This is a genomic window from Amycolatopsis azurea DSM 43854, from assembly GCF_001995215.1.
GTDB classification, from domain to species: Bacteria; Actinomycetota; Actinomycetes; order Mycobacteriales; family Pseudonocardiaceae; genus Amycolatopsis; species Amycolatopsis azurea.
This window is the reverse complement of record NZ_MUXN01000018.1, coordinates 143375-165167: the sequence shown is the minus strand read 5'-3', so window position 1 is coordinate 165167 and position 21793 is coordinate 143375. Positions and strand designations below refer to the sequence as shown.

The window sequence follows — 21793 nt, the reverse complement described above, 5'->3', positions numbered from 1 at the left end:
GAAACCGACCCTACCGGGGAACCAGAAGGACGCCCGGGCGTCTTGTCGGACAGGAAGGGAAGGGAATCAGTGCGCGGAAAGCTCGTTCGGCTCGTAGACGCTCGCGTCCGGGGCGATGGCCTGCTGCTTGGCCGCGGCCCCCTTGGACGGCCGTTCGAACTTGTAGCCGACGTTGCGCACGGTCCCGATCATCTGCTCGTGCTCCGGCCCCAGCTTGGCGCGCAGGCGCCGGACGTGGACGTCGACCGTGCGCGTGCCGCCGAAGAAGTCGTAACCCCAGACCTCCTGGAGCAGCTGGGCGCGGGTGAACACCCGGCCGGCGTGCTGGGCGAGGTACTTGAGGAGCTCGAACTCCTTGTAGGTGAGTTCGAGAGTGCGCTTGCGGAGCTTCGCGGTGTAGGTCGCCTCGTCGATGACCAGTTCGCCGACGCGGAGCTCGGCGTCGACCTGCGCGGCGCCGCCGTCGCGGGTGGTGACCAGCCGCAGCCGGGCGTCGACCTCGGCGGGACCGGCGGTCGGGAGCATGATGTCGTCGGTGCGCCATTCCGCGCTGACCGCGACCAGTCCGCCTTCGCCGACGACGGCGATCACCGGCGTGGAGGCCTCGTCCTCACCGGCGCCCTTGAGCAGACGACAGAGGCTCTTCGCGGAGGCGAGATCGGTGCGGGCGTCGAGGACGATGACGTCGCGGTGGCCGGCGTCGAGGAGCGCGGTCACTTCCGGAGCACGTACGCGTACGGTGTGGGGCAGCAGATCGAGGGCGGGCAGCACCGCGGTCGCGTCGGGTTCCGCAGTCAACACCAGAAGGTCCAGGCTCATCGCCGCACCGCCCTAACTCGTAGTCGCCGTATACGTGGCTACAGCCGGTGCTTAGTGAGAATAGCGGGTGAACAGCCGAGGACCTACCCCGTGCTGGATCGATCACACCTGGCCAAAGAGGTTCGAGAAGGAGATTTGACGCGATGGTGAGCAGGCCCGTGGCGCGTGACGAACGGCCGTCCCCAGGCCGGTCCGCCAAGCGACCGAAGCGGCGTGGACGGGGCTGGCTCATCGCCCTCGCGGTGCTGCTGGTGCTGCTGGTCGGGGCTGATTTCGGGGCGGCGGCGTTCGCCGAGCACACGATCTCCCAGAAGGCCCGCGAACAGCTGAAGCTGGCCAACGATCCGGCGGTCACGGTGCACGGTTTCCCGTTCCTGACCCAGGCCCTCTCCGGTGACTACAGTCACATCACCATCAACGCCCAGGGCGTCGCCGTTCCGCCGAAGCTGAACGACGTGGACTTCAACGCCGACATGAGCGACGTCACGGCGCCGCTCTCGGACCTGACGTCCGGCAACACCAAGGCGATCACCATCGGCACGCTCAAGGGCGAGGTGATCATCAAGGCCGCCGACATCGCTCGGCAGGCGCCGCTGAACAAGATCGAGAACCTGAAGATCGAGCCGGTCACCGAGGACTACGTCCGCAACGGCGACAGCGGGCAGGGCGAGACGAAGCCCACGACGACCACCAACGAGAACGGCGAGCCGGTGGACACCGCCAGCGCCGGGATCCGGGTTTCGGGCAACGTGCAGATCGCCGGGCAGAAGGTGGAGATCTTCTGCTTCGCGATGATCGAACTGGACGGGCGGAAGATCCGTCTCGAGCCGAAGCGGCTCCAGTTCGGGAATGACAAGGAGACCACCGTCGTTCCCCAGGCTGTGCAGGACGCGCTGCTCCCGAACTTCAACGCGACCATCGACACCGGCACGATGCCGTTCTCGGTGACCCCGACGTCGGTGCGCGTGAACAGCGGTTCGGTGACCATCAAGGGCGAAGGCAAGAACGTCGCCTTCAGCGGAGCGCAGCCGCAGGGTTGACGACACAGAGGTGATCGCGAATGACCGGGGTGTGGGTGCTGCTGGGTGTCCTGGTGCTCGGCGGCGTGGCGGGCGCGCTGTTGCAGGCGCGCAACGGCCGCATCAGGGCCGCGAAGGCCGCTGACGTGACCAAGCTGCCGGAGCGCGTCTCCGCCACCCTCGCGCCCGAGGGCGTCACCCTGGTCCAGATCTCCACCACGTTCTGCGCGCCGTGCCGCCACACCCGCGTGATCCTGTCGGCGCTCGCGGAGAAGACCGACGGCCTCACGCACGTCGATCTGGACGTCACCGAGACCCCGGAAGTCGCCCAGGCACTTTCGATATTGCGGACTCCGACGACGCTTGCCCTGACCCCGGACGGCCGGGAGGTCTTCCGCGTCGGCGGCGTTCCCCGAGGTCAGGAGCTTCTCGAAGCCCTGAAACCCCATCTGGCGAACGTCTGATCCCGAATTTTGGGAAGCGTCCCAAGGTGTGAACACGGTTCCCAACCTGAGGGAGCTCTGCGTACCCTCGCACCCGTGAACAGGCTGCCCCGAACCTTGCTGACCCAGCGCCGCGCAGTGGATCTGTGCCGCGTTCGCAGCAGCCTGTGTCCGGCCTGCTGATCGCGCCTTTGAAGCCGTCGCCGCGTGCCCTGACCGGCACGCACCTCTTTCCCTCTCGTTCGCAGGAGGAACCATGTCCGCAGGACCGGCCGTCGACCCCCGGGGTCCGCGTTTCGCCGCCATCCTGACGACGATCGTGCTCGCGGTCGTGCTCATCACCCAGTGGTGGCCACTGCTCGCGGCGCAGGCGGTGGTGTTCGCGATCGGCGCCTTCGTCGGCCTGAAGCCGGCGCCGTATTCCCTGGTCTACCGCTACCTGGTGGCGCCGCGGCTCGGCCCGACGACCGAACGCGAGGACGCCGCCCCGCTGCGGTTCGCGCAGGCCGTCGGTTTCGTGTTCGCCGTCATCGGCACGGTCGGCTTCGCCGCCGGCCTGACCGCGCTCGGCTTCGTCGCGACGGCGTTCGCGCTGTTCGCGGCGTTCCTCAACGCGGCGTTCAACTTCTGTCTCGGTTGCGAGATGTACCTGCTCATCAAGCGTTTCAGCCCCAGCCCTCGCGCGTCCTAACCCAGAAAGAGAGTCAGCTCCATGAGCCGTGAAGACGTCCTGGTCACCACCCAGTGGGCCGAGGAGAACCTGGACACCCCGGGTGTCGTGTTCATCGAGGTCGACGAGGACACGACCGCGTACGACAACGGACACATCCGCGGGGCGGTGAAGTTCGACTGGCGCAAGGACCTGCAGGACGGGGTCCGCCGCGACTTCGTCAACAAGGAGGGCTTCGAGAAGCTGCTCTCGGAGAAGGGCGTCTCCAACGACGACCGCGTCGTCCTCTACGGCGGCAACAACAACTGGTTCGCCGCGTACGCGTACTGGTACTTCAAGCTCTACGGCCACGAGAACGTGCAGCTGCTCGACGGCGGCCGCAAGAAGTGGGAGCTCGACGGGCGCGAGCTGAACTCGGAAGAGGTCAAGCGCGAGGCCACCACGTACAAGGCCAAGGAGCAGGACCTCTCGATCCGCGCGTTCCGCGACGAGGTCGTCCAGGCCATCGGCGGCAGCAACTTCGTCGACGTGCGTTCGCCCGACGAGTTCTCCGGCAAGCTGCTCGCCCCGGCGCACCTGCCGCAGGAGCAGTCGCAGGTCCCGGGCCACATCCCGGGCGCGCTGAACGTCCCTTGGGCCAAGGTCGCCAACGAAGACGGCACCTTCAAGACCGAGGACGAGATCAAGGAGCTGTACTCCGACGAGGGCCTCGACGAGTCGAAGTCCACGATCGCCTACTGCCGGATCGGCGAGCGTTCGTCCATCGCGTGGTTCGCGCTGCACGAGCTCCTCGGGTACGACGCCGTGAAGAACTACGACGGTTCATGGACGGAATACGGCTCGCTCGTCGGCGTGCCGGTCGAGTTGGGAGCTAAGTGATGGCTGACGACAGCTGCGGCGCACCGGTCCAGGAGGCCACGCCCGCCGATTACGACACCCGCGGCCAGGTCGTGCTGGCCGGCAAGGTGACCGGCTCGGAGGGGCCCGTCGGCGGCGCCTTCGTGCGGTTGCTGGACGGCGGCGGCGACTTCACCGGCGAGGTCGTCTCGTCGGCGGACGGCGACTTCCGCTTCTACGCCGCCCCCGGCGACTGGACGGTGCGCGCGCTGCACCGCTCCGGCAACGGCGAGGCCTCCGTGACCGCTCAGGGTCCGGGCGTCCACCAGCTCCAGGTCTCCGTCGCCTAAGACGGGCTGAAGGGGCCCTTCACCGCATGTCATGCGGTGAAGGGCCCCTTCGTCGCGTGTGATGCGGCGAAAGCGTCCTTCAGCTCCTTGTGGGCACTGCCACGCACCCTCGGCAGGCCCGTCCGGGCAGGTAGCGACTAAAGTGCGTGGCGTGGAGATCCTGTTTACGACCCTGCTGGTGCTCGCCGGCGTCGCGATCACCTGGTTCGCCGTGTACGTCGTCTACCGGCTTTACGCGGACCAGCGCTGACCCATGACGGCTAGTGGCGACGAGGCCATCCAGGCCGCGGAAAAGCGCGCGGAAAGCACGCGCGACCGGAACCTTCCCCAGTTCGACGACATGCCCATCCCGGGCGACACGGCGAACCTGCGCGAGGGTCCGAACCTCAACGACGCCTGCCTGGCGCTGCTGCCGCTCGTCGGCGTGTGGCGCGGCGAAGGCGAGGTCGACTACCCGACCATCGACGGCCCGTACCGGTTCGGCATGCAGCTGACCATCGCGCACGACGGCCGCCCCTTCCTCACGCACGAGGCCCGCGCCTGGCTGCTCGACGAAGACGGCAAGGTCATCCGTCCCGCCGCGCGCGAATCCGGGTTCTGGCGTCCGCAAGCCGACGACACGATCGAGCTGCTGCTGACCCACAACACCGGCATCGTCGAACTCTTCTACGGCAAGCCTCGCGGCAAGGCCTCGGTTCCGGCCTGGGAGCTGGGCACCGACGCGGTCGTCCGCACTTCGACGGCCAAGGACGTCACGGCCTCGCAGCGGCTCTACGGCATCGTCAACGGCGAACTCGGCTACGTCGAGGAGCGCGCCATGATGGGCCAGGAACTCCAGCCGCACACGTCGGCGCTGCTGCGTCGCGTGGTGGGCTGACCGTCTCCCGTGCGGTGGCGTGCCTACGGCGAGCACGCCGCCCTGCTCGACTGTGATTCCCTGACGCAGACGATCGCCGCGCACGCCGCGGTCTCGTCTTCCCGTCCGTCCGGGATCGCCGAACTCGTCCCCGGCGCCCGCAGCCTGCTCGTGGTGGAAACCCCGGGTTCGGGCGCCCTCGCCGCCGTCCGTGACCTCCTGTCAGGCGCGGACCTCGAACATCCGCCGGAGGGCGAACCGCGCGAGATCACCCTCGACGTCACCTACGACGGCGAAGACCTCGAACTCGTCGCACGGGACGCCGGACTGTCCACTGAGGACGTCGTCCGGCTGCACACCGGCGCCGTCTACACCGTGGCCTTCACCGGGTTCGCGCCCGGTTTCGGTTATCTGACAGGACTTCCCGAACCACTGCGGCAGCCACGGCTGCCGTCTCCGCGCACTCGTGTGCCGCCGGGTTCGGTCGGGATCGCGGGTGAGTTCACCGGCGTGTACCCGCGCGTCTCGCCCGGTGGCTGGCGGCTGATCGGCCATACCCGGACCGTCCTGTTCGATCCGCGCGCCGATCCGCCCGCGTTGCTCGCGCCCGGCGACCGCGTGCGGTTCCGGAGTGCCGGATGAGGGCGCTCGAAGTGGTCCGTCCGGGTCCGCTCGCGCTGGTCCAGGACCTCGGCAGGCCCGGCTACGCGCATCTCGGCGTCCCGCCGTCCGGCGCGCTGGACGTCCCGGCGCTGCGGCTGGCCAACCGGCTCGTCGGCAACGGCGAGGGCGCCGCGGGCGTCGAGTGCCTCCTCGGCGGGCTGAGCCTGCGCGCCACGACGTCCTGCACGATCGCGGTGACCGGTCCCGCCGTCGACGTCGAGGTCGACGGGCGCGCGGCCGGCTCGCACGTGCCGGTGTGGCTGGCGCCGGGTCAGGTGGTGACGATCGGCGCGCCCGCCACCGGTTTGCGGTGCTACCTCGCGGTTTCCGGCGGGATCGCGGTGGAGGCGGAACTCGGCAGCCGGTCGCGGGACGTCCTCTCGGAGATCGGACCCGCTCCGCTCGAGACAGGCGATGTCCTCCCGCTCGGCACCCCGTCCGTGCCCGGAGGCGCCGACGTCGTGCTGCCCACCGCCGCTCCGGCGTCGTTGGTCGTGGAGGTGGAGCCGGGCCCGCGTGCGCACTGGTTCGAGCACCTGGCGGCCGGGCTCGCGAAGACCTGGACGGTGACGGCGGAATCGAACCGCGTCGGCCTCCGGCTCGACGGGCCCGCGTTGACCCGCGAGGCCGGATACGTCGAGCGGGAGCTGCCGAGCGAAGGCCTGCTGACCGGAGCGATCCAGGTTCCGCCGAACGGGTTGCCGGTCGTTTTCCTGGCGGATCATCCGACCACCGGCGGTTATCCGGTGGCGGCGGCGGTGAGACGGGCGTCACTCCCGACGCTCGCGCAGGCCCGTCCCGGAACCCTTCTCCGCTTTCACTCGTCCACGAGGGTGTGGAACAGGTAAAGGTCGACGGTGGCACAGGTGTCATCGACACGAATTCGGTCCCTTCGCAGCCCGAACTCCCGCAGTCGCTGCGGATCGCGCTGGCCACCGGCCAGATGCGGCGCCCGCTCGGCGACACGCTCCGCCCGCTTCTCGCTCTCTTCGCCGACGGCGATTACCAGGTCACCGGCCCCGAACGGCTGGCCGAGGACCGCTATCTGACCCCGAGCGCCGACTGGCCGCCCGCCGACGTCTCGCGGGTCGGCTACTACCGGACGGCGATCAAGAGCGGGCACCGTCCGGTCGCGGTCGTGCTGGAAACCGCGGACGCGGCGGTGATCCTCGACGGGCACCACAAGATCGCGGCCTACCGCGAAGAAGCGATCCTGCCGCACCTGCTGATCATCAGCCCGCTCGACTGATGGACGCCCCGCGATTCCGCGATCCCCAGCTCCGGATCGAGGACCTCGCGGACGAGCCGATCCTCGTCCTCTGCCCGCGCTGCGGCGGCCGGGCCTCGGTGACCGCCTCCCGGCTGACCTGTCCCGCGTGCGGACTGGTGCGGGAGGACCCTCGGCCCGATTTCCACGCGTGGAACCGGCCCATCGATCCGTTCTTCCACGAGCCCTTGTGGCTGCGCGCCGACTGTCGCGGGAACACCCTGTGGGCGTTCCACGAACGTCACCTCGACCTGCTCGAACGATTCGTCGCGGCGAAGCTGCGCGAACGCGGGCCAGGGGACGACCCCGGCATGACCTTGGTCGCACGGCTGCCGTCGTGGATGACGGCGGCGAAGAACCGCGACGAGGTCCTTCGCGCCATCACCAAGCTGCGCGCGACGCTCAGCTGATCGCGTATTCGCTCTCGTACGCGGCGGCCAGTTCGGCGTGGATCGCGCTGGAGTCGCCGAGCGCGACGCCGTCGAGCGTGTGCACCCTGGTCAGCTTGCGGACCGACGAGGCGAGGAACAGTCCTTCGCCAGCGGTGAGGTCCGCGACCTTGAGCGGCTCCACCTTGACCGACCAGCCCGCCCGCTCGGCACCGCGGAACAGCGCGGCCTGCGTCGTCCCCGGCAGGATGCCGATGGTCGCCGGCGGCGTGTAGAGCGTCTTGTCCTTCGCGAGGACGACCGTCGAAGTCGGCCCTTCGAAGACCGAACCGTCGGCGGCGGTGAAAATCACATCGCTCGCGCCGCGGCGGCCCGCCTCCCGCAGCGCGGCCATGTTGACGCCGTACGAAATCGACTTCGCGCCCAGCAGCAGCCACGGCGCGCGCTCGGCGAGGTCGGGCTCGATACCGCGTTCGAGGGTGACCGCCGCGACGCCTTCGACGCGGGCCCGCAGGACCTTCTCGTCGATCTCCACGCCGAGCGCGAACCCGAACGGCTTCGCTTCCGGATCGCCGTCGATTCCCCTGGTGTACACCAGTTTCAGCGCGATTTCGGCGGTGCCGGACCAGTTGTCGATGACGACCCGCGCGGCGCGTTCCCAGTCCGCCAGTACCGGCTCGGGCAGGTCGAGCATGGCCGCGGAACGGGCCAGCCGCTCGAGGTGCGGGCGGAGTTCGCGGGGGCGTCCGTCGACGACGAGGATCGTCTCGAACACGCCATCGCCGCGAAGCAACCCGAGGTCGTCCACTCGCAGGTGAGCGGCTTCGGGGTCGGCCAGGGTCCCGTCGAGGAAGGCAAGCACGCGCATGGGGACACGGTACTCACTAGCATGGGTTTCATGCCCTACCGCTCCCCCTTGCTCGACCTTCCCGGACCGATCGCGGCACCCGACGGGCATCCTGAAGAGGGTGTCCCGTGGCATTGGGGAGACCCCTTCGCCGAGCAACGGACGGCGGCGCGCGGCGCGGTCGTGATCGACCGTTCGCACCGCGAGATCCTGGCCGTGACCGGGGAAGAGCGGTTGTCCTGGCTGCATTTGGTGATCTCGCAGCACGTCACCGGGCTCGCCGACGGCACCGGCACCGAGGCTCTCGTGCTGGACAGTCAGGGCCGCGTCGACACCCACATGGTCGTCGCGCATTCCGGCGGCACGGTGTGGCTGGACAGCGACCGGGGCGCGATGGCCTCCAGCGCGTTGCCCTCCGGCGGCAAGCAGACGTTGCGCGAGTACCTCGAAGCGATGAAGTTCTGGTCCAAAGTGGACATCCGCGACGTGTCCGGGGAACTGGCGCTGCTGACCGTCCTCGGCCCCGACGCGGACCGGGTGCTGGACTCCGTGGGTGTCTCGCTGGGCGCGGACGCCTACTCCGTCGCGCCGATCCCCGGCGGTTTCGCGCGGCGGATGCCGTGGCCCGGACGGCACAGCGTCGACCTCGCCGTGCCTCGCGCTGAACTCGCCGACTGGTGGCGCCGCCTGACCGACGCGGGCGCACGCCCGGCGGGCAGCTGGGCCTTCGACGCGCTGCGGGTCGAGTCGCTGCGGCCGCGGCTGGGACTCGACACCGACGAGCGCACGATCCCGCACGAGGTGAACTGGGTCGACTCCGCCGCGCACGTGGCGAAGGGCTGCTACCGCGGGCAGGAGACCGTCGCGAAGGTCCACAACGTCGGGCGGCCACCGCGGTACATGGCGCTGCTGCACCTGGACGGTTCGCCGGAGATCACGCCGGAGACCGGTGACCCGGTGGTCCTCGGCGAGCGGACGGTCGGGCGTGTGGGCAGCGTGGTGCAGCATCACGAACTGGGGCCGATCGCGCTGGCGCTGGTCAAACGCTCGACGCGGCCGGGCGCCGAACTGCTGGTCGGCGCCGAGGACCGCGTCGTGCAGGCGGCCATCGACCCGGACTCGGTGCCGGGTGAGGCTCCCGCTCCCGGCCGGGAGGCCGCCCAGCGACTGCGGGGCTGAACTGGACCCGGCTCGGGCCGACCCGGTCTGGTCCGGTCCGTGAAGGACTCCTTGAGGGACTCTGGGTCCCTCAAGGAGTCCTTCACGGCCTCCGGGACCGGCACTTTCGCCCCAACTGCCACACCAGTCACAACGGCGTCGCGTGAAGGCCCCCTTGCCTCGGCTGAGCGCAGGGAACTCGGCCTTCACTCGCGACCGAGGCACCGCCAAGTACATGAAGGCCCCCTTGCTCGCGCTAGGCGCAAGCAAGGGGGCCTTCATGTACTGCCGCTCCCACCTACCGCCGGGGGTCGAAGGGCCCTTTCCCCACATCTCACGCGGCGAAGGACGCTTTCCGCCCGTCACACGCGGCGAAAGTCCCCTTCACCCCAGTTGTCCACAACTCCGCCCACCTGTGGACAACCTCGCCGACCAGCACTTTCCCCCCTCCGCCCCCGGTAGACTGGACCTGGGGCCGCCCCCGGGACGGGTGGGGGGCGCGCTCTGGAAGGGACCGAAAGAGCGGTAGCGCAGTGGAGGGTGTCGGGGAGGGCAGAGATCCTTGTGGTATCGCTCCCTGCGGAACATTTCGGCGTGAGCGCGATAAGCTACGCGCGTGATCGAAGTCCGGCCCGGTGGTCGCCGTCGTATCGACCGCGTGCTCGGCCCTGGGTATCTCAGCGACCTCGGCGAGCTGACTCTCTCCGTGCTGCGCGAGCGCCGTGACGAGGCCGCGCAGGAGGAGACCGACCTCTCGTACCTGCGGCGTCTGCTGCACGCGCGGATCGACATCGTGCGGGCCGAGCAGGAGCGCCGGAGTTCGGGCGGCGAGAGCAGTGTCGTCGAGCGGCTGGCCGCGATCCTGGCGGACAACGCGATCGGCCCGGCCACGGGTTCGGGCAGGCATCAGCGGCTGGAGCCGTCCCGCGCGGGCGAGCACCGGCGGTTCGCCGAGGCGCTCATCGGTGACACGGACCTTTCCGACGTCAGCACGCTCTCGGACGAGAAGCTGCTCAACGCCCTCAACCGGTACGCCGACGAAGAGGTCTCGGTCTCTTCGTATCGCCGCGAGGTGCAGGGCGTGATGGACACGATCAACGCCGAGATCGCGACCCGCTACCGCAAGGGCACGGCGTCCGTCGACGACCTGCTCGACACCGAACGCGGCGGGTCCGAGTGACGAATCCCGTCCTGGTCGAGGTCGTCCGATCCGGTTTCGTGGAGAGCACGCACCGCGGCGCGCTCGTGATCACCGCCCCGGACGGGTCGGTCCGGTTCTCCGCGGGCGACATCGGGCGCCCGGTCTACCCGCGCTCGTCCAACAAACCGCTCCAGGCCGTCGGGATGCTGCGCGCCGGCCTCACGATCGACGACGAGGACCTCGCGCTGGGCTGCGGATCGCACAACGGCGAGCCCGGCCACGTCGAGGGCGCCTTGTCGATGCTTTCCCGCGCGGGCCTGACCGAGGACGCGCTGGCCTGCCCGCCCGCCTTCCCGCTGCACGAGCCGAGCATGCTGGCCGTGGCCGCGGCGGGGAAACGCCGCGCCGCCATGAACTGCTCCGGCAAACACGCCGCGATGCTCACGACCTGCGCCCAGCTCGGCTGGGCCACCGAGGACTACGCGGCCGCGAACCACCCGCTGCAGAAGGTCATCCAGGACACCATCGGCGACCTCACCAGCGAGACGATCGAAACGGTCGGTGTCGACGGTTGCGGCGCCCCGCTGTTCGCGTTCTCCCTCACCGGCCTCGCCCGGTCCTTCGGCAGGCTGGTCACCGCGATGGGCGGGCCGGACCGCCGGGTCGCGGACGCCGTCCGCGCGCATCCGTGGCAGGTCGCGGGCACCGGCCGCGAGGACACCGTCCTCATGCGGAGCGTGGAGGGCCTGCTCTCGAAGGGCGGCGCCGAGGGAGTACACGCGTTCGCCCTCCCGGACGGCACCGCGCTGGCGCTGAAGATCGACGACGGCAACGCGCGGGCACGGATCCCGCTGCTGCTCGCGACCCTGCGCCACCTCGGCATCGACCCGAGCGACGAGGCGAGCGGCCTCGCGCGCAACGCGGTCTTGGGCGGCGGGAAGCCGGTCGGCGAACTGAAGGTCACCGACGGGCTCTTCGGCTAGTTCGCGCGTTCCCGCGCGGCCAGGTCTCCCCAGAAGTCCCGCAGGTCGGCGAACAGTTCCGCCAGCTCGTCGACGTTGCCGGTGCGGAGCGCGTCGAGGATGTCGTGCACTTCTTCGGCGGTCGTGTCGGCCTGCAGGATCGAGTCGGCGAAGAGCTGCACGAGACCGCCGTAGTCGAGTTCGACGGCGGAGCCGGGGTGGAAGCTGTCGAGCCAGCGTCGCGTCTCGAGCAGGACCCGGCCGGGCCCCGAGTCTCCGAAAGTGGCTTCGAGCAGGTCCCCGACCTCGCGGGCGCGATGCCGCGCGTCGGCGATGGAGACCCGCCACGACACCTCGCGCTCGGGGTCGTCGCGGCCCTTGCCCAGTTTGACCCGACGCATCCCGGGATCGAACAGTACGAACCACGGAAGCGGAACGGTCCAGGTCGTCGAGAGCGTGTGTGAGGCCGAAGCGGACAGATCGCCGATGGCGGACTTCGCCCGCGAGCGGATCATGTCGAGCGAAGCGCCGCCCGCGTCGAGCACGGCGTTCCTCAACGTGGGATGCGCGTCGCCGAGGAAGGTCACCAGCGCGGCGGCCGAGCGGGCGCGGATCTCCATCGGGCAGATCAGCGGCCCCGGACCGGCGTCGCCGTGCTCACCCTCCGGCACGTCTTCGGGGTCCAGGACGAGAACGTCGGTGACGAGACTGGGCGCGGCCCGGCCGTCCGCGAGCTCGGCGGGCAGCAGCCGTCCGACGTGCTGTGACTTGAGCCACAGTGCCTGCTCGCGCTCGCCCGCGGCCGAACGGTCGAGCCGGGCCGCTTCGACGGCCTCGAGCAGGCGTTCGTCCGGCGGGTCCCCCAGCGCGAGCAGGGGCTCATAGACGCGGAGATAAGCCGCGAACGGACGGGGCACAGGAGCATCGTGGCACGCCGACCTGCGACTATCGCCACCGACCGGCCGGTAACCGGCGTTCGGTGAACACTGTCGCCACCGGCACACCGTGCCACGTCGCATCCAACCCCCCAGACACGGTACGGTGTCAGCAGGAAATAATTGTCGAGACGATGCGGGGCCGCCGATTCCCCCGGCCGCCCCGCCCCTGTGCGAGGGGGTCGAGCCATGGGGCGCGGCCGGGCTAAGGCCAAGCAGACGAAGGTGGCGCGCGAGCTCAAGTACAGCTCGCACGAAACCGACTTCGATGCTTTGCAGCGCGAGCTGTCCAGTAGTTCCTCTGATTACGGGCACGAGGACGACAAGCGGGACGACGACGACCCGTACGACGGGTACGACGAATACCGCCGCTGAGCAGGCGTGACACGCGAGGGTGGGACGGACTGAACTCCGTGGTCCACCCTCGCGTGTCACGTGCTGCCCAAAATACGAGGAGGGTTCCGTGTCTGACGTAACGCGGGTAGGTGTCATCGGAGCCGGGCTCATGGGCTCGGGCATCGCCGAGGTGCACGCACGTGCCGGTCTGGACGTGATCATCACCGAGGTGAACCAGCCGGCGCTGGACTCCGGGCGGGCGCGGATCGAGAAGTCGCTGCAACGCGGCGTCAAGAACGGGAAGCTCTCGCAGGAAGACGCCGACGCGGCGCTCGGACGGCTCCGCTTCACCACCGAGATCGGCGAGTTCGCCGACCGCGACCTCGTCATCGAGGCCATCCTGGAACAGGAGCAGGCCAAGGTCGAGGTGTTCCGGTCGCTGGACAAGATCGTCGAGCGTGAGGACGCGGTGTTCGCGTCCAACACCTCGTCGATCCCGATCATGAAGCTCGGGATGGCGACCAACCGACCGCAGCAGGTGGTCGGCATCCACTTCTTCAACCCGGTCCCGGTGCTGCCGCTCGTCGAGCTGGTGCCGTCGCTGCTGACCAGCGACGACACCGCCCGCCGCGCGGAGGAGCACGCGACGACGGCGTTGCACAAGACGGTGATCCGTTCGCAGGACCGCGCCGGGTTCATCGTGAACTCGCTGCTCGTGCCGTATCTGCTTTCGGCGATCCGGATGATCGAGTCGGGCTTCGCGTCGGCGGAGGACATCGACCGCGGCATGGAGCTGGGCACCGCGCACCCGATGGGACCGCTGCGGCTGTCGGACCTGATCGGCCTGGACACCATCAAGGCGATCGCGGACTCGATGTACGCCGAGTTCAAGGAGCCGCTGTACTCCTCGCCGCCGCTGCTGCTGCGCATGGTCGACGCCGGCCTGCTCGGCAAGAAGACCGGCCGCGGGTTCTACAGCTACTCCTGACCCGCCTCACCTTCGCGTTTAGTCCTCTGGATGCGGTACTTGCGTGTGCAAGGAGCGCATCCAGAGGACTAATTGCGGGGTGGTCGGGGCCAGCGCCGCTGGCGGCACGCCTAGACTCGGGGGCGTGGGACAGGGGCAGCTGCGCGCGGGTCTGGTCGGGGCGGGTCCATGGGCGAAGACGGTGCACGCGCCGGGTCTCGCCGATCACCCCGGAACCACGTTGAGCACGGTCTGGACCAGGCGTCCCGAGGCAGCGAAAGAGCTCGCCGACGCGCACGGAGCCCGGGCAGTCGACAGCTTCGAGGAACTACTTGAGCAGGTGGACGCCGTCGCGTTCGCCGTGCCGCCCGCCGTTCAGGCGGAGCTGGCGGTCAAGGCGGCCGAAGCGGGCAAGCATCTCATCCTGGAGAAGCCGATCGCCGCGGATCTCGACGGCGCGCGGCGGCTCGCGAACGCGGTCGACGCCGCTGGTGTGGCCGCCCTCGTGGTTCTGACCTTGCGTTTCTCGCCGATGACCCGCGAATGGCTCGACGGCATCAAGGAGACCGGCGGCTGGCGCGGCGGCGGGGCGCGGTGGCTTTCGGGCGCGCTGCTCGGCGGGCAGTACCAGTCTTCGGCGTGGCGGCACGACTCCGGCGCGCTCGCCGACATCGGCCCGCACGCCTTCGATCTGCTGGACGCGGCGCTCGGTGAGATCACCGAGGTGCTCGCCGCCGACCGGACCGATGACGATCTGTGGCAGTTCCTGTTCGCCCACGCGGGTGGCGCGACCAGTACGGCGACCCTGTCGCTGCGGCTGCCGATCCAGCCGACGGTCGTCGAAGTGGCCGTTTACGGCGAACACGGCTATCGCACTTTGGGCCGGAAACCCGGGTCGGCAGGCGAGTCGTACACCGCGCTCCTGGACGATTTCGCCGCGATGGCGGCGAGCGGGACGACGTCCCACCCGTGTGACGTGCACCGGGGGCTGCACCTCCAGAAGCTGCTCGAACGCGCGCGCGAGCTCGCCGGACACGGCAAGTAGTACACAGGTCACTCACAAGGCTTTTCCTTGTGCGATAACGCCTTCTTCCGGTTACTTCGCGGTCATCCACAGGTTTGTCCACAGGTTCCTTTGTGGACGGTAACCAGCATGGGAAACCCTTTTCCGCCACCGGAAAAGATCACCTCTTAGAGCGGTCGCTCCGTCATGCCGAGTCGATCTTGTGATGCGAAGGTGATCTTGGGCGCTCCGGAAAGGAAGGCCATGGGTGAGCTGCTCCGCGCTTTCGGCGCGATGATCCCGTTGACGATCACCGCGATCCCGTACACATTGCTCGGCTGGCCGCTGCTCGCGGCGCACCGGCGGCGAAGACAAGCCGACCGTTTCACCGCGTCCGCGACCGCCGCCGTGGACATGACGCTCGCCTTGACCTTCTTCCTGGTGTTGTGCCTGGTCACGATGCCGGTGACCGGCGCGGAGGGCAGCAGGCTCAACCTCGAACCCGGCACCGACCTCCGTCTCGCGCTGAGCGACGGCGCCAATCTCTGGCAGGCGCTGGGGAACTTCCTCATGTTGAGCCCGCTCGGCGCCCTGCTCCCCTTGCGGTCCCGCCGCCTGCGGTCACTGAGCCGCGTCGCGCTGGGCGCGCTGGCCGTCTCGGTGCTGGTGGAGGGTACGCAATATCTGATACAAGCCGGCAGGGTGACCTCCGCCGACGACGTCCTGTTGAACACCCTGGGCGCGGTGGCGGGCGCCCTGGTGAGCAAACGCCTCTGGTGCCTCTTGGACGTCCGCCCGCCGGTGAAGATCCCGGTGCAGGTCCGGCGGGTGTGCGACGCCCCCGTCCGGATGCGGGTCCCGAGGTCGGTCTGGGACGAGCGGTATTCGGGCATCGCGCATCCGCAACGGCGGTAAATCGCTTGCCCCTCGTGCGAAAGTAAGCGCGTAAGCCCTTCCCGGAGAGAGAAGAGGGATGCCTCATGCCGGACGCCTTCAGCGGCGTCGGCACGAGCTAGCCGGCGCCCAACGCCAGCTCCACCACGCACGCGGGTCCTCCCGTGCGTCTCTTTCTCTTGCCTGAAAGGCCTTTCACCAGTGCATTCCGAGACGATTCGTTCTCTGCAGTCCTACATTCGCACCACCGCGGCGAAGTTCCGCGAAACCGAGCGGATCGGGCCGTTCCTGGCCACGTACTACCTCGAAGCCACCAGCCCGTTCCTCAACTACGCGATCCCCGACGACGGCGCCGTCCCCACTCACGACGACGTCGCCGGACTCACCAGGGCGTTCCGCGAGCGCGGGCTCATGCCGCGCCTGGAATTCCTGACCGAAGCCGTTCCCGCGGCCGAAGCCGTGCTGGTCGAGTGCGGCTACACGCTGGAACGACGGGTCCCGTTGATGATCTGTACTCCGGATCAGGTTCTCGAACAGCCGAAACCGGCCGGGATCACCCTGGTCACCCCGAAGACCGCCGACGAGCTCCGGAAGATGATCCGGGCGCAGAACCTGGCCTTCGGCGAGACCGATCCCGATCAGCACCTCGACCCGTCGCCGGATCAGCTGAGCGGCGAGACCATGTCGGTGATGGCGGTCGATGAAAACGGCGAGATCATCGGCGGCGGGGTCGCGACCGCGATCCTCGACGGCGCGACCGAGGTCGCGGGCATCGGGGTGATCGAGGGGTACCGGAGCCGCGGGATCGCCGCGGCGATGACGGAGTACCTGACGCGGGAAGCCCACGCCCGCGGCGGCCGGTCGGTGTTCCTGACACCGGGCGCCGGGCAGGCGGAACGCGTCTACGGCCGGGTCGGGTTCGAGACCGCGGCCGAATGCGTGCACCTGTCAGTCGTCTGAGCCTGTCATTCGTCGGAAAAGCGGCCGCGGCGTGACTTCTTGACCTCGCCGCGGCGCTTCTTCGAGGCCAGGCGGCGTTCCTTCGAACCTCGTGAAGGTTTGGTGGGACGCCGCTTGGCGGCCGGGGGCGCCGACGCGTCCAGCAGCAACATCACCAGCCGCGCCCGCGCGGCTTCCCGGTTCATCAGCTGGGAGCGGTGCTCGGACGCGGCGATCGTGACGACGCCTTCGACCAGGCGCGACGAAAGCCGGTCCAGCATCCGGGCCCGGAGATGTTCCGGGACGGAAGCCGAACCGGCCACGTCGAAGGACAGTTCGACCCGCGAGTCCGTGGTGTTCACGCCCTGCCCACCCGGACCCGACGACCGGGAGAACCGTTCGCTCAATTCGGCACCCGGGATCACGAACCGGGTGCCGATCACCACGTCATCAGCCACGGACCCAGTGTGTCACCCGGGGGAACGGAATTTCAGAAGCGCGGGTGGTCACCGGAGAGCACGGCGCGCGGGCCGTCCGGGTCCTCCGCGGGCTGCACGTCGCCGAGGATCCACGCCGGCACGTGCCGCGCGGTCAGCATCGCGAGCGCGCGGTCGACGTCGTCGGGGCCGACGATCGCGACCATGCCGACGCCCATGTTGAACGTCTTCTCCAGTTCGGCGCGCTCGACCTTGCCGCGGTGGCCGATCAGCGCGAACACCGGCGCCGGGGTCCAGGTGCCGCGTTCGAGCCGCGCGACCAGGCCGCGCGGCATGACGCGGGCGAGGTTCTGCTCCAGCCCGCCACCGGTGACGTGCGCGAACGTGCGGACGTCGGCCTCGGCCACCAGCGCGAGGCAGTCCTTCGCGTAGATCCTGGTCGGCTCCAGCATTTCCTCGCCCAGCGAGCGGCCGAACTCCTCGACGTGCCCGTCGAGCGGCATGCGCGCGATGTCCAGCAGCACGTGCCGGGCCAGCGAGTAGCCGTTGGAGTGCAGGCCGGACGAACCGAGCGCGAGGACGACGTCGCCGGGGCGGACCCGTTCCGGGCCGAGCACCTTCGACGCCTCGACGACGCCGATGCCGGTGCCCGAGAGGTCGTAGTCGTGCTCGCCCATCAGGCCGGGGTGCTCCGCGGTCTCGCCGCCGAGCAACGCGCAACCCGCCTGGACGCAGCCCTCGGCGATGCCGCCGACCAGTGCCGCGATCTTCTCCGGCACGACCTTGCCGACGGCGATGTAGTCCTGCATGAACAGCGGCTCGGCGCCGGTGACGACCAGGTCGTCGACGACCATCGCGACCAGGTCGATGCCGACGGTGTCGTGCTTGTCGAGCGCCTGCGCGACGGCGATCTTGGTGCCGACCCCGTCGGTCGACGAGGCCAGCACCGGCTCTTTCCACTTGTCCAGCTTCAGGGAGAACAGCCCGGCGAAACCGCCGACCCCACCCATCACCTCGGGCCTGCTGGCCCTCTCGGCGTGTGGTTTGAGCAGCTCGACGGCTTTGTCACCGGCGTCGATGCTGACGCCGGCGGCGGCGTACGTGGCGCTCGTGGACTCGCTCACGAAAGCGGACTCCAACTCTTGGAAGAAAGGACTAGGGACGCCGGATGGCGTCTTCAGCACCGTACCCGGCAGGGCTGACGGGCTTCGCCGCGCCATTGACCGAGTCCAGGCTTTCCAGCAGGTGCTTCCCGATCATCGCGTCCTCGGGGAGCGCGATCGGGTACTCGCCGGAGAAGCACGCGGTGCACAACCGCGACTTCGGCTGTTCCGAAGCCGCGACCAGCCCGTCCAGGGAAACGTAGCCCAAGCTGTCCGCGCCGATGGAGCGGCGGATGCCGTCGAGGTCGACGCCGTTGGCCACCAGTTCGGCGCGGGACGCGAAGTCGATCCCGTAGAAACACGGCCAGCGGACGGGCGGCGACGCGATCCGGACGTGCACCTCGAGCGCGCCCGCCTCCCGCAGCATGCGGACCAGCGCGCGCTGGGTGTTGCCGCGGACGATGGAGTCGTCGACCACGACCAGCCGCTTGCCGCGGATGACGTCGCGCAGCGGGTTCAGCTTCAGCCGGATGCCCAGCTGGCGGATGGTCTGCGACGGCTGGATGAAGGTGCGCCCGACGTAGGCGTTCTTCACCAGGCCGGTGCCGTAGGGGATGCCGGAGCCCTGCGCGTAGCCGATGGCGGCCGGGGTGCCGGATTCGGGCACCGGCATGACCAGGTCGGCGTCGGCCGGATGCTCGGCGGCGAGTTTGCGGCCGATCTCGACGCGGGTCGCGTGCACGCTGCGGCCGGCGATCGAGGTGTCGGGCCGCGCGAGGTAGACGTACTCGAAGACACAGCCCTTGGGCTCGGGGTTCGCGAACCGCGAGGAGCGCAGGCCCTCGGCGTCGATCGCGATGAGCTCGCCGGGCTCGACCTCGCGGACGAACGACGCGCCGCAGATGTCCAGCGCGGCCGTCTCGCTCGCGACCACCCAGCCGCGTTCGAGCCTGCCGAGCACCAGCGGGTGCACCCCGTGCGGGTCGCGCGCGGCGTACAAGGTGGACTCGTCGGCGAAGACCAGGCAGAACGCGCCCTTGAGGGTGGGCAGCAGTTCCAGCGCGGCGGCTTCGATGCCCTTGTCGGCGGCGTTGGCCGCGAGCAGCCCGCACACCAGGTCGGAGTCGCTGGAGGAACCGGTCAGGCCCGCGTGCGGCTTGAGGCCGGCTTCGACCGTGCGATCACGCAGCTCGGCGGTGTTGACGAGGTTCCCGTTGTGCGCGAAGGACAGCCCGCTGCCGGTGGCGGTGGTCCGGAAGATCGGCTGCGCGTTCTCCCAGATGGTCGCGCCGGTGGTCGAGTAGCGGCAGTGCCCGACGGCGATGTGTCCTTGCAGCGACTGCAGGACCTGCTCGTCGAACACCTGGCTGACCAGGCCGAGATCCTTGAAGACGACGATCTGCGAACCGTCGGAGACCGAGATGCCGGCCGCTTCCTGGCCGCGGTGCTGAAGTGCGTAGAGCCCGTAGTAGGTCAGCTTCGCGACCTCTTCTCCGGGCGCCCAGACACCGAAGACACCGCATTCCTCGCGGGGTTCCGGATCGGGCTGGTCGGTCACGGGCTGTCCGGCGAGGGACGGGTCGGAAACCACCGAGGTGCTCCCAGGGAGAAAGAGGGCAGGCCGCCACCAGTGTAAACGGTGAGCCGTAGATCAACGCGCCGCGCGCAGTGGCACTGGACACGCTTTGGTTGATGACCGTGAGTGACGGGCGGGTGTCAAGGCCCGGCACTCACGACCCCCGACCAGCCGACCGCTCCCCCTCGACAGAGGCGGTCGACTGTGCATAGGAGGTGACTAGCTGGCGGCGAGCCACTTGGATGTGCCACCACGCCCGGGGACCCAGCAGCCCTTGGACGCGGTCTCCGGCAGCTGAAGCGAGCCGGGTATCCGCTCGTCCGGGAGTGCGAGCAGTTCCGTCAGCACCGTCACGGCGTCGCCGGTGGTCCGCCACAGCCAGACGTCGGGTTCGAGGATGTCCTCCTCGGTACCCGGCATGCGGGTCGCGACGACGTCGTCCTCGGCGTTGAGCCGGACCACGTCGACCACGTTGTCGTGGACCCGCACGCCGACCACGGCCATGACCTCGCCGGTCGCGTCGCACGGGTGCACGAACTGGTATCCGCGGTGGATCAGTTCCTGCAGGCCGCTTTCGATGTCGGTGATTTCCGCGGCGATGGTGTCACCCGAGAACGTCATCGAATTCGCCGTCCTTGGCGCCCGCGAGGAACGCGGCCATCTCGGCCTGCGTGTAGATCAGGGCAGGCCCGGTCGGGAAGCGCGAGTTGCGCATCGCGATCTCGCCGGATGCGAGCGGTGCCACCTCGACGCAGTTGCCGATCGCGTTGCTGTAGCTCGCTTTGCGCCACTGCGCACCGGTAAGACGATCGGCCGGGATGCCGTTGTCGAACTGTTCAGCCATGGTCCCCACCTTCCCCGACGAGAGAACTTCGGGCGATGCATCTGCATGTGCATTTGCCTGTGATCCCAAAGTTAGCACGTGTGACTGCAACGGTAAATGCACGTGCAGAAGTTTCTGCAGAATTCGCGTGCAGTGATGACTTAGGTCCTCTTTCGTACCACCAAAGCGTGACAGCCGCAGCCACCATCGAGTGACCAACTACTGTTCGTGGTGGCATTTTCGGGCGCACACAAGAAAAGTCCGTCCGTCACCGGGACGGCGGGTAACCCCACAACGGTGAGTGACTCAGATTTCCGCGCGGCGCTTCATCAGCATCTGGCGGCTGCGGTCCGGCGTCTCCGCGTCGACCGCGAGCATGTCCAGCGCCCGGCTGTACCGCTCGATCTCGTCGCGCTTGTCGATGTAGTGCGCGCCGGTCAGGTACTCGGTGTAGGCGATGTTCGGCAATTCCTCTTCCGCGAACCTGAGCAGCGAGAACGCGCTGTCGGCGGAGTAGCCGCTCCGGTCGAACGGGAGGATCTGCACCGAGATGTTCGGCTGCTGGATCATCTCCAGCAGGTAGTCGATCTGGCCCTTGAGGATCTCGCGGTCGCCGATCGGCCGGTGGAGCACCGATTCGTCGAGCACCAGCCACAACCGCGGCGCGTCCGGCCGCGAAAGCATCTTCTGCCGCCGCATCCGCAGCGCGACCCGGCGGTCGATCTGCTCGTTGACCATGTCCTTGCGGCCGTGGCTCATGATCGCCCGCGCGTAGTCCTCGGTCTGCAGCAGGCCCGTGACGTACAGCGGCTCCCAGACCTGGATCCGGGCCGCGGCCTCTTCGAGCCCGACGAGGTCGTTGAACCAGCTCGGCATCAGGTCGCCGTAGCGGCGCCACCAGCCCGGCTCGTTCGACTCCTTGACCATGTCGAGGAACTGCTGCCGCTCACCGGGATCGGTCATCCCGTACATGGTCAGCAGATCGGCGACGTCGCGTTCCTTGAACCCGACGCGGTCGAGTTCGAGACGGCTGATCTTCGACTCGGAGCCGCGGATGCTGTAGCCGGCCTCCTGGCGCGTGATGCCCGCGTCCTCGCGCATCCGCCGGAGCTGAGAGCCCAGGATCATCCGCCGCGCGGTGGGACCCAGGGACTGCTCACCGCCGGACGGGGTGACCGCGTTCATCGACCGGGGACCTTTCGTACGACAACACTCGCCAGGGGAACAAGCCGATTACTGAAAGTACACGTTTGGGCCTCGACACGACAGGGATGGCTCGGTTTACCCGCCGCGAACGTGGTTCTACTCTACGTAGAGCCCGAGACTTCCGACACAGTTTTGTGAGGTTCAAGATGCCCG

Annotated in this window: 27 protein-coding genes; 18 read left to right on the top strand and 9 right to left on the bottom strand. The window is 69.0% G+C overall.

All coding sequences use genetic code 11. The features are described from left to right. Nucleotides 1–66 precede the first annotated feature (66 nt). Complete coding sequence (locus B0293_RS24765; RefSeq protein ID WP_039916001.1) at nucleotides 67–819, bottom strand: winged helix-turn-helix transcriptional regulator; 753 nt, start codon at nucleotides 817–819, stop codon at nucleotides 67–69. Nucleotides 820–962: 143 nt separating this feature from the next. Here B0293_RS24765 and B0293_RS24760 point away from each other — a divergent pair, with 143 nt between their 5' ends. From B0293_RS24760 to B0293_RS24715, 10 genes are all read left to right on the top strand, one after another. Continuing rightward, nucleotides 963–1859, top strand: a complete 897-nt coding sequence (locus tag B0293_RS24760) for an LmeA family phospholipid-binding protein (RefSeq protein ID WP_005152664.1) — start codon at nucleotides 963–965, stop codon at nucleotides 1857–1859. A 20-nt stretch (nucleotides 1860–1879) separates the two neighbouring features. Next, the gene (locus B0293_RS24755; protein WP_005152662.1) at nucleotides 1880–2302 is read left to right on the top strand and encodes a TlpA family protein disulfide reductase; all 423 of its coding nucleotides are present in this window, start codon (nucleotides 1880–1882) and stop codon (nucleotides 2300–2302) included. A 235-nt stretch (nucleotides 2303–2537) separates the two neighbouring features. Further along, nucleotides 2538–2972, top strand: coding sequence for a DUF4395 domain-containing protein (locus tag B0293_RS24750; protein WP_005152660.1), 435 nt, complete (start codon nucleotides 2538–2540; stop codon nucleotides 2970–2972). A 21-nt stretch (nucleotides 2973–2993) separates the two neighbouring features. Further along, nucleotides 2994–3830 (top strand): sulfurtransferase, encoded by an 837-nt coding sequence (locus tag B0293_RS24745; RefSeq protein WP_005152658.1) that lies wholly within the window; start codon nucleotides 2994–2996, stop codon nucleotides 3828–3830. After that, complete coding sequence (locus B0293_RS24740; protein WP_039915998.1) at nucleotides 3830–4138, top strand: DUF1416 domain-containing protein; 309 nt, start codon at nucleotides 3830–3832, stop codon at nucleotides 4136–4138. Before B0293_RS24745 ends, B0293_RS24740 begins: the two co-directional genes overlap by 1 nt. Before the next feature lie 253 nt (nucleotides 4139–4391). Beyond that, nucleotides 4392–5015, top strand: a complete 624-nt coding sequence (locus tag B0293_RS24735) for an FABP family protein (RefSeq protein ID WP_005152656.1) — start codon at nucleotides 4392–4394, stop codon at nucleotides 5013–5015. A gap of 9 nt (nucleotides 5016–5024) precedes the next feature. After that, complete coding sequence (gene pxpB / locus B0293_RS24730) at nucleotides 5025–5636, top strand: 5-oxoprolinase subunit PxpB (protein ID WP_005152655.1); 612 nt, start codon at nucleotides 5025–5027, stop codon at nucleotides 5634–5636. Then, nucleotides 5633–6505 (top strand): 5-oxoprolinase subunit C family protein, encoded by an 873-nt coding sequence (locus tag B0293_RS24725; RefSeq protein WP_005152652.1) that lies wholly within the window; start codon nucleotides 5633–5635, stop codon nucleotides 6503–6505. The genes pxpB and B0293_RS24725 overlap by 4 nt, the downstream gene beginning before the upstream one ends. After that, nucleotides 6493–6906, top strand: a complete 414-nt coding sequence (locus B0293_RS24720; RefSeq protein ID WP_005152650.1) for a hypothetical protein — start codon at nucleotides 6493–6495, stop codon at nucleotides 6904–6906. The genes B0293_RS24725 and B0293_RS24720 overlap by 13 nt, the downstream gene beginning before the upstream one ends. Next, the gene (locus B0293_RS24715; protein WP_005152647.1) at nucleotides 6906–7334 is read left to right on the top strand and encodes a TFIIB-type zinc ribbon-containing protein; all 429 of its coding nucleotides are present in this window, start codon (nucleotides 6906–6908) and stop codon (nucleotides 7332–7334) included. The genes B0293_RS24720 and B0293_RS24715 overlap by 1 nt, the downstream gene beginning before the upstream one ends. On the opposite strand, the gene B0293_RS24710 is transcribed toward B0293_RS24715, so the two are convergent. Further along, entirely contained in the window at nucleotides 7327–8181 is an 855-nt protein-coding gene (locus B0293_RS24710; protein ID WP_005152645.1) for an aminodeoxychorismate lyase, read from the bottom strand. The two genes, B0293_RS24715 and B0293_RS24710, sit on opposite strands and share 8 nt — an antisense overlap. Nucleotides 8182–8211: 30 nt before the next feature. On the opposite strand from B0293_RS24710, the gene ygfZ reads away from it, so the two are divergent. The 3 genes from ygfZ (at nucleotide 8212) to B0293_RS24695 (ending at nucleotide 11442) form a co-directional block, all read left to right on the top strand. Beyond that, nucleotides 8212–9339, top strand: coding sequence for a CAF17-like 4Fe-4S cluster assembly/insertion protein YgfZ (gene ygfZ / locus B0293_RS24705; RefSeq protein WP_039916021.1), 1128 nt, complete (start codon nucleotides 8212–8214; stop codon nucleotides 9337–9339). 595 nt (nucleotides 9340–9934) lie between these two features. Then, nucleotides 9935–10498 (top strand): RsiG family protein, encoded by a 564-nt coding sequence (locus B0293_RS24700; protein WP_005152640.1) that lies wholly within the window; start codon nucleotides 9935–9937, stop codon nucleotides 10496–10498. After that, nucleotides 10495–11442, top strand: a complete 948-nt coding sequence (locus B0293_RS24695) for an asparaginase (RefSeq protein WP_005152638.1) — start codon at nucleotides 10495–10497, stop codon at nucleotides 11440–11442. The genes B0293_RS24700 and B0293_RS24695 overlap by 4 nt, the downstream gene beginning before the upstream one ends. On the opposite strand, the gene B0293_RS24690 is transcribed toward B0293_RS24695, so the two are convergent. After that, the gene (locus B0293_RS24690) at nucleotides 11439–12338 is read right to left on the bottom strand and encodes a hypothetical protein (protein ID WP_005152637.1); all 900 of its coding nucleotides are present in this window, start codon (nucleotides 12336–12338) and stop codon (nucleotides 11439–11441) included. The genes B0293_RS24695 and B0293_RS24690 overlap by 4 nt on opposite strands. A 207-nt stretch (nucleotides 12339–12545) precedes the next feature. Between B0293_RS24690 and B0293_RS24685 the strand changes: the two genes are divergently transcribed. From B0293_RS24685 to B0293_RS24665, 5 genes are all read left to right on the top strand, one after another. After that, nucleotides 12546–12731 (top strand): DUF3073 domain-containing protein, encoded by a 186-nt coding sequence (locus B0293_RS24685; RefSeq protein ID WP_020632289.1) that lies wholly within the window; start codon nucleotides 12546–12548, stop codon nucleotides 12729–12731. Nucleotides 12732–12819: 88 nt separating this feature from the next. After that, nucleotides 12820–13680 (top strand): 3-hydroxybutyryl-CoA dehydrogenase, encoded by an 861-nt coding sequence (locus B0293_RS24680; protein WP_077241377.1) that lies wholly within the window; start codon nucleotides 12820–12822, stop codon nucleotides 13678–13680. A gap of 124 nt (nucleotides 13681–13804) precedes the next feature. Beyond that, the gene (locus tag B0293_RS24675) at nucleotides 13805–14704 is read left to right on the top strand and encodes a Gfo/Idh/MocA family protein (protein ID WP_039915985.1); all 900 of its coding nucleotides are present in this window, start codon (nucleotides 13805–13807) and stop codon (nucleotides 14702–14704) included. Between the two features lie 222 nt (nucleotides 14705–14926). Then, nucleotides 14927–15577: a VanZ family protein gene (locus B0293_RS24670; RefSeq protein WP_005152629.1), complete on the top strand. Its 651-nt coding sequence runs from the start codon at nucleotides 14927–14929 to the stop codon at nucleotides 15575–15577. A gap of 180 nt (nucleotides 15578–15757) precedes the next feature. Further along, a complete protein-coding gene (locus B0293_RS24665) occupies nucleotides 15758–16516 on the top strand; it encodes a GNAT family N-acetyltransferase (protein ID WP_005152627.1) in 759 nt (252 codons plus the stop codon). A gap of 5 nt (nucleotides 16517–16521) precedes the next feature. Here B0293_RS24665 and arfB read toward each other — a convergent pair whose 3' ends face one another. The 6 genes from arfB to B0293_RS24635 all read right to left on the bottom strand — a co-directional run bounded on the left by arfB (nucleotide 16522) and on the right by B0293_RS24635 (nucleotide 21619). Next, nucleotides 16522–16953, bottom strand: a complete 432-nt coding sequence (arfB, locus tag B0293_RS24660) for an alternative ribosome rescue aminoacyl-tRNA hydrolase ArfB (RefSeq protein WP_005152625.1) — start codon at nucleotides 16951–16953, stop codon at nucleotides 16522–16524. Between the two features lie 32 nt (nucleotides 16954–16985). Further along, nucleotides 16986–18056: a phosphoribosylformylglycinamidine cyclo-ligase gene (gene purM, locus B0293_RS24655; RefSeq protein ID WP_005152622.1), complete on the bottom strand. Its 1071-nt coding sequence runs from the start codon at nucleotides 18054–18056 to the stop codon at nucleotides 16986–16988. A gap of 31 nt (nucleotides 18057–18087) precedes the next feature. Next, nucleotides 18088–19626, bottom strand: coding sequence for an amidophosphoribosyltransferase (gene purF, locus B0293_RS24650; protein ID WP_005152620.1), 1539 nt, complete (start codon nucleotides 19624–19626; stop codon nucleotides 18088–18090). Nucleotides 19627–19830: 204 nt separating this feature from the next. Then, nucleotides 19831–20232 carry a hypothetical protein gene (locus B0293_RS24645; protein ID WP_005152617.1) on the bottom strand — a complete coding sequence of 134 codons (402 nt, stop codon included), beginning with the start codon at nucleotides 20230–20232 and terminating at the stop codon, nucleotides 19831–19833. Continuing rightward, nucleotides 20216–20455, bottom strand: coding sequence for a DUF397 domain-containing protein (locus B0293_RS24640; RefSeq protein WP_005152616.1), 240 nt, complete (start codon nucleotides 20453–20455; stop codon nucleotides 20216–20218). Before B0293_RS24640 ends, B0293_RS24645 begins: the two co-directional genes overlap by 17 nt. Before the next feature lie 285 nt (nucleotides 20456–20740). Beyond that, on the bottom strand, nucleotides 20741–21619 hold the full coding sequence (locus tag B0293_RS24635; RefSeq protein ID WP_005152614.1) for a helix-turn-helix domain-containing protein: 879 nt from the start codon (nucleotides 21617–21619) through the stop codon (nucleotides 20741–20743). Between the last annotated feature and the right edge of the window lie 174 nt (nucleotides 21620–21793).

What these genes read in the sequence shown, in the direction of transcription:
- B0293_RS24715 (WP_005152647.1), top strand. Translation starts at nt 6,906, where the DNA reads ATGGACGCCCCGCGATTCCGCGATCCCCAGCTCCGGATCGAGGACCTC.
- B0293_RS24735 (WP_005152656.1), top strand. Translation starts at nt 4,392, where the DNA reads ATGACGGCTAGTGGCGACGAGGCCATCCAGGCCGCGGAAAAGCGCGCG.
- B0293_RS24640 (WP_005152616.1), bottom strand. Translation starts at nt 20,455, where the DNA reads ATGGCTGAACAGTTCGACAACGGCATCCCGGCCGATCGTCTTACCGGT.
- B0293_RS24750 (WP_005152660.1), top strand. Translation starts at nt 2,538, where the DNA reads ATGTCCGCAGGACCGGCCGTCGACCCCCGGGGTCCGCGTTTCGCCGCC.
- ygfZ (WP_039916021.1), top strand. Translation starts at nt 8,212, where the DNA reads ATGCCCTACCGCTCCCCCTTGCTCGACCTTCCCGGACCGATCGCGGCA.
- B0293_RS24745 (WP_005152658.1), top strand. Translation starts at nt 2,994, where the DNA reads ATGAGCCGTGAAGACGTCCTGGTCACCACCCAGTGGGCCGAGGAGAAC.
- B0293_RS24645 (WP_005152617.1), bottom strand. Translation starts at nt 20,232, where the DNA reads ATGACGTTCTCGGGTGACACCATCGCCGCGGAAATCACCGACATCGAA.
- B0293_RS24710 (WP_005152645.1), bottom strand. Translation starts at nt 8,181, where the DNA reads ATGCGCGTGCTTGCCTTCCTCGACGGGACCCTGGCCGACCCCGAAGCC.
- B0293_RS24755 (WP_005152662.1), top strand. Translation starts at nt 1,880, where the DNA reads ATGACCGGGGTGTGGGTGCTGCTGGGTGTCCTGGTGCTCGGCGGCGTG.
- B0293_RS24740 (WP_039915998.1), top strand. Translation starts at nt 3,830, where the DNA reads ATGGCTGACGACAGCTGCGGCGCACCGGTCCAGGAGGCCACGCCCGCC.
- B0293_RS24685 (WP_020632289.1), top strand. Translation starts at nt 12,546, where the DNA reads ATGGGGCGCGGCCGGGCTAAGGCCAAGCAGACGAAGGTGGCGCGCGAG.
- B0293_RS24670 (WP_005152629.1), top strand. Translation starts at nt 14,927, where the DNA reads ATGGGTGAGCTGCTCCGCGCTTTCGGCGCGATGATCCCGTTGACGATC.
- B0293_RS24635 (WP_005152614.1), bottom strand. Translation starts at nt 21,619, where the DNA reads ATGAACGCGGTCACCCCGTCCGGCGGTGAGCAGTCCCTGGGTCCCACC.
- B0293_RS24725 (WP_005152652.1), top strand. Translation starts at nt 5,633, where the DNA reads ATGAGGGCGCTCGAAGTGGTCCGTCCGGGTCCGCTCGCGCTGGTCCAG.
- B0293_RS24765 (WP_039916001.1), bottom strand. Translation starts at nt 819, where the DNA reads ATGAGCCTGGACCTTCTGGTGTTGACTGCGGAACCCGACGCGACCGCG.
- B0293_RS24760 (WP_005152664.1), top strand. Translation starts at nt 963, where the DNA reads ATGGTGAGCAGGCCCGTGGCGCGTGACGAACGGCCGTCCCCAGGCCGG.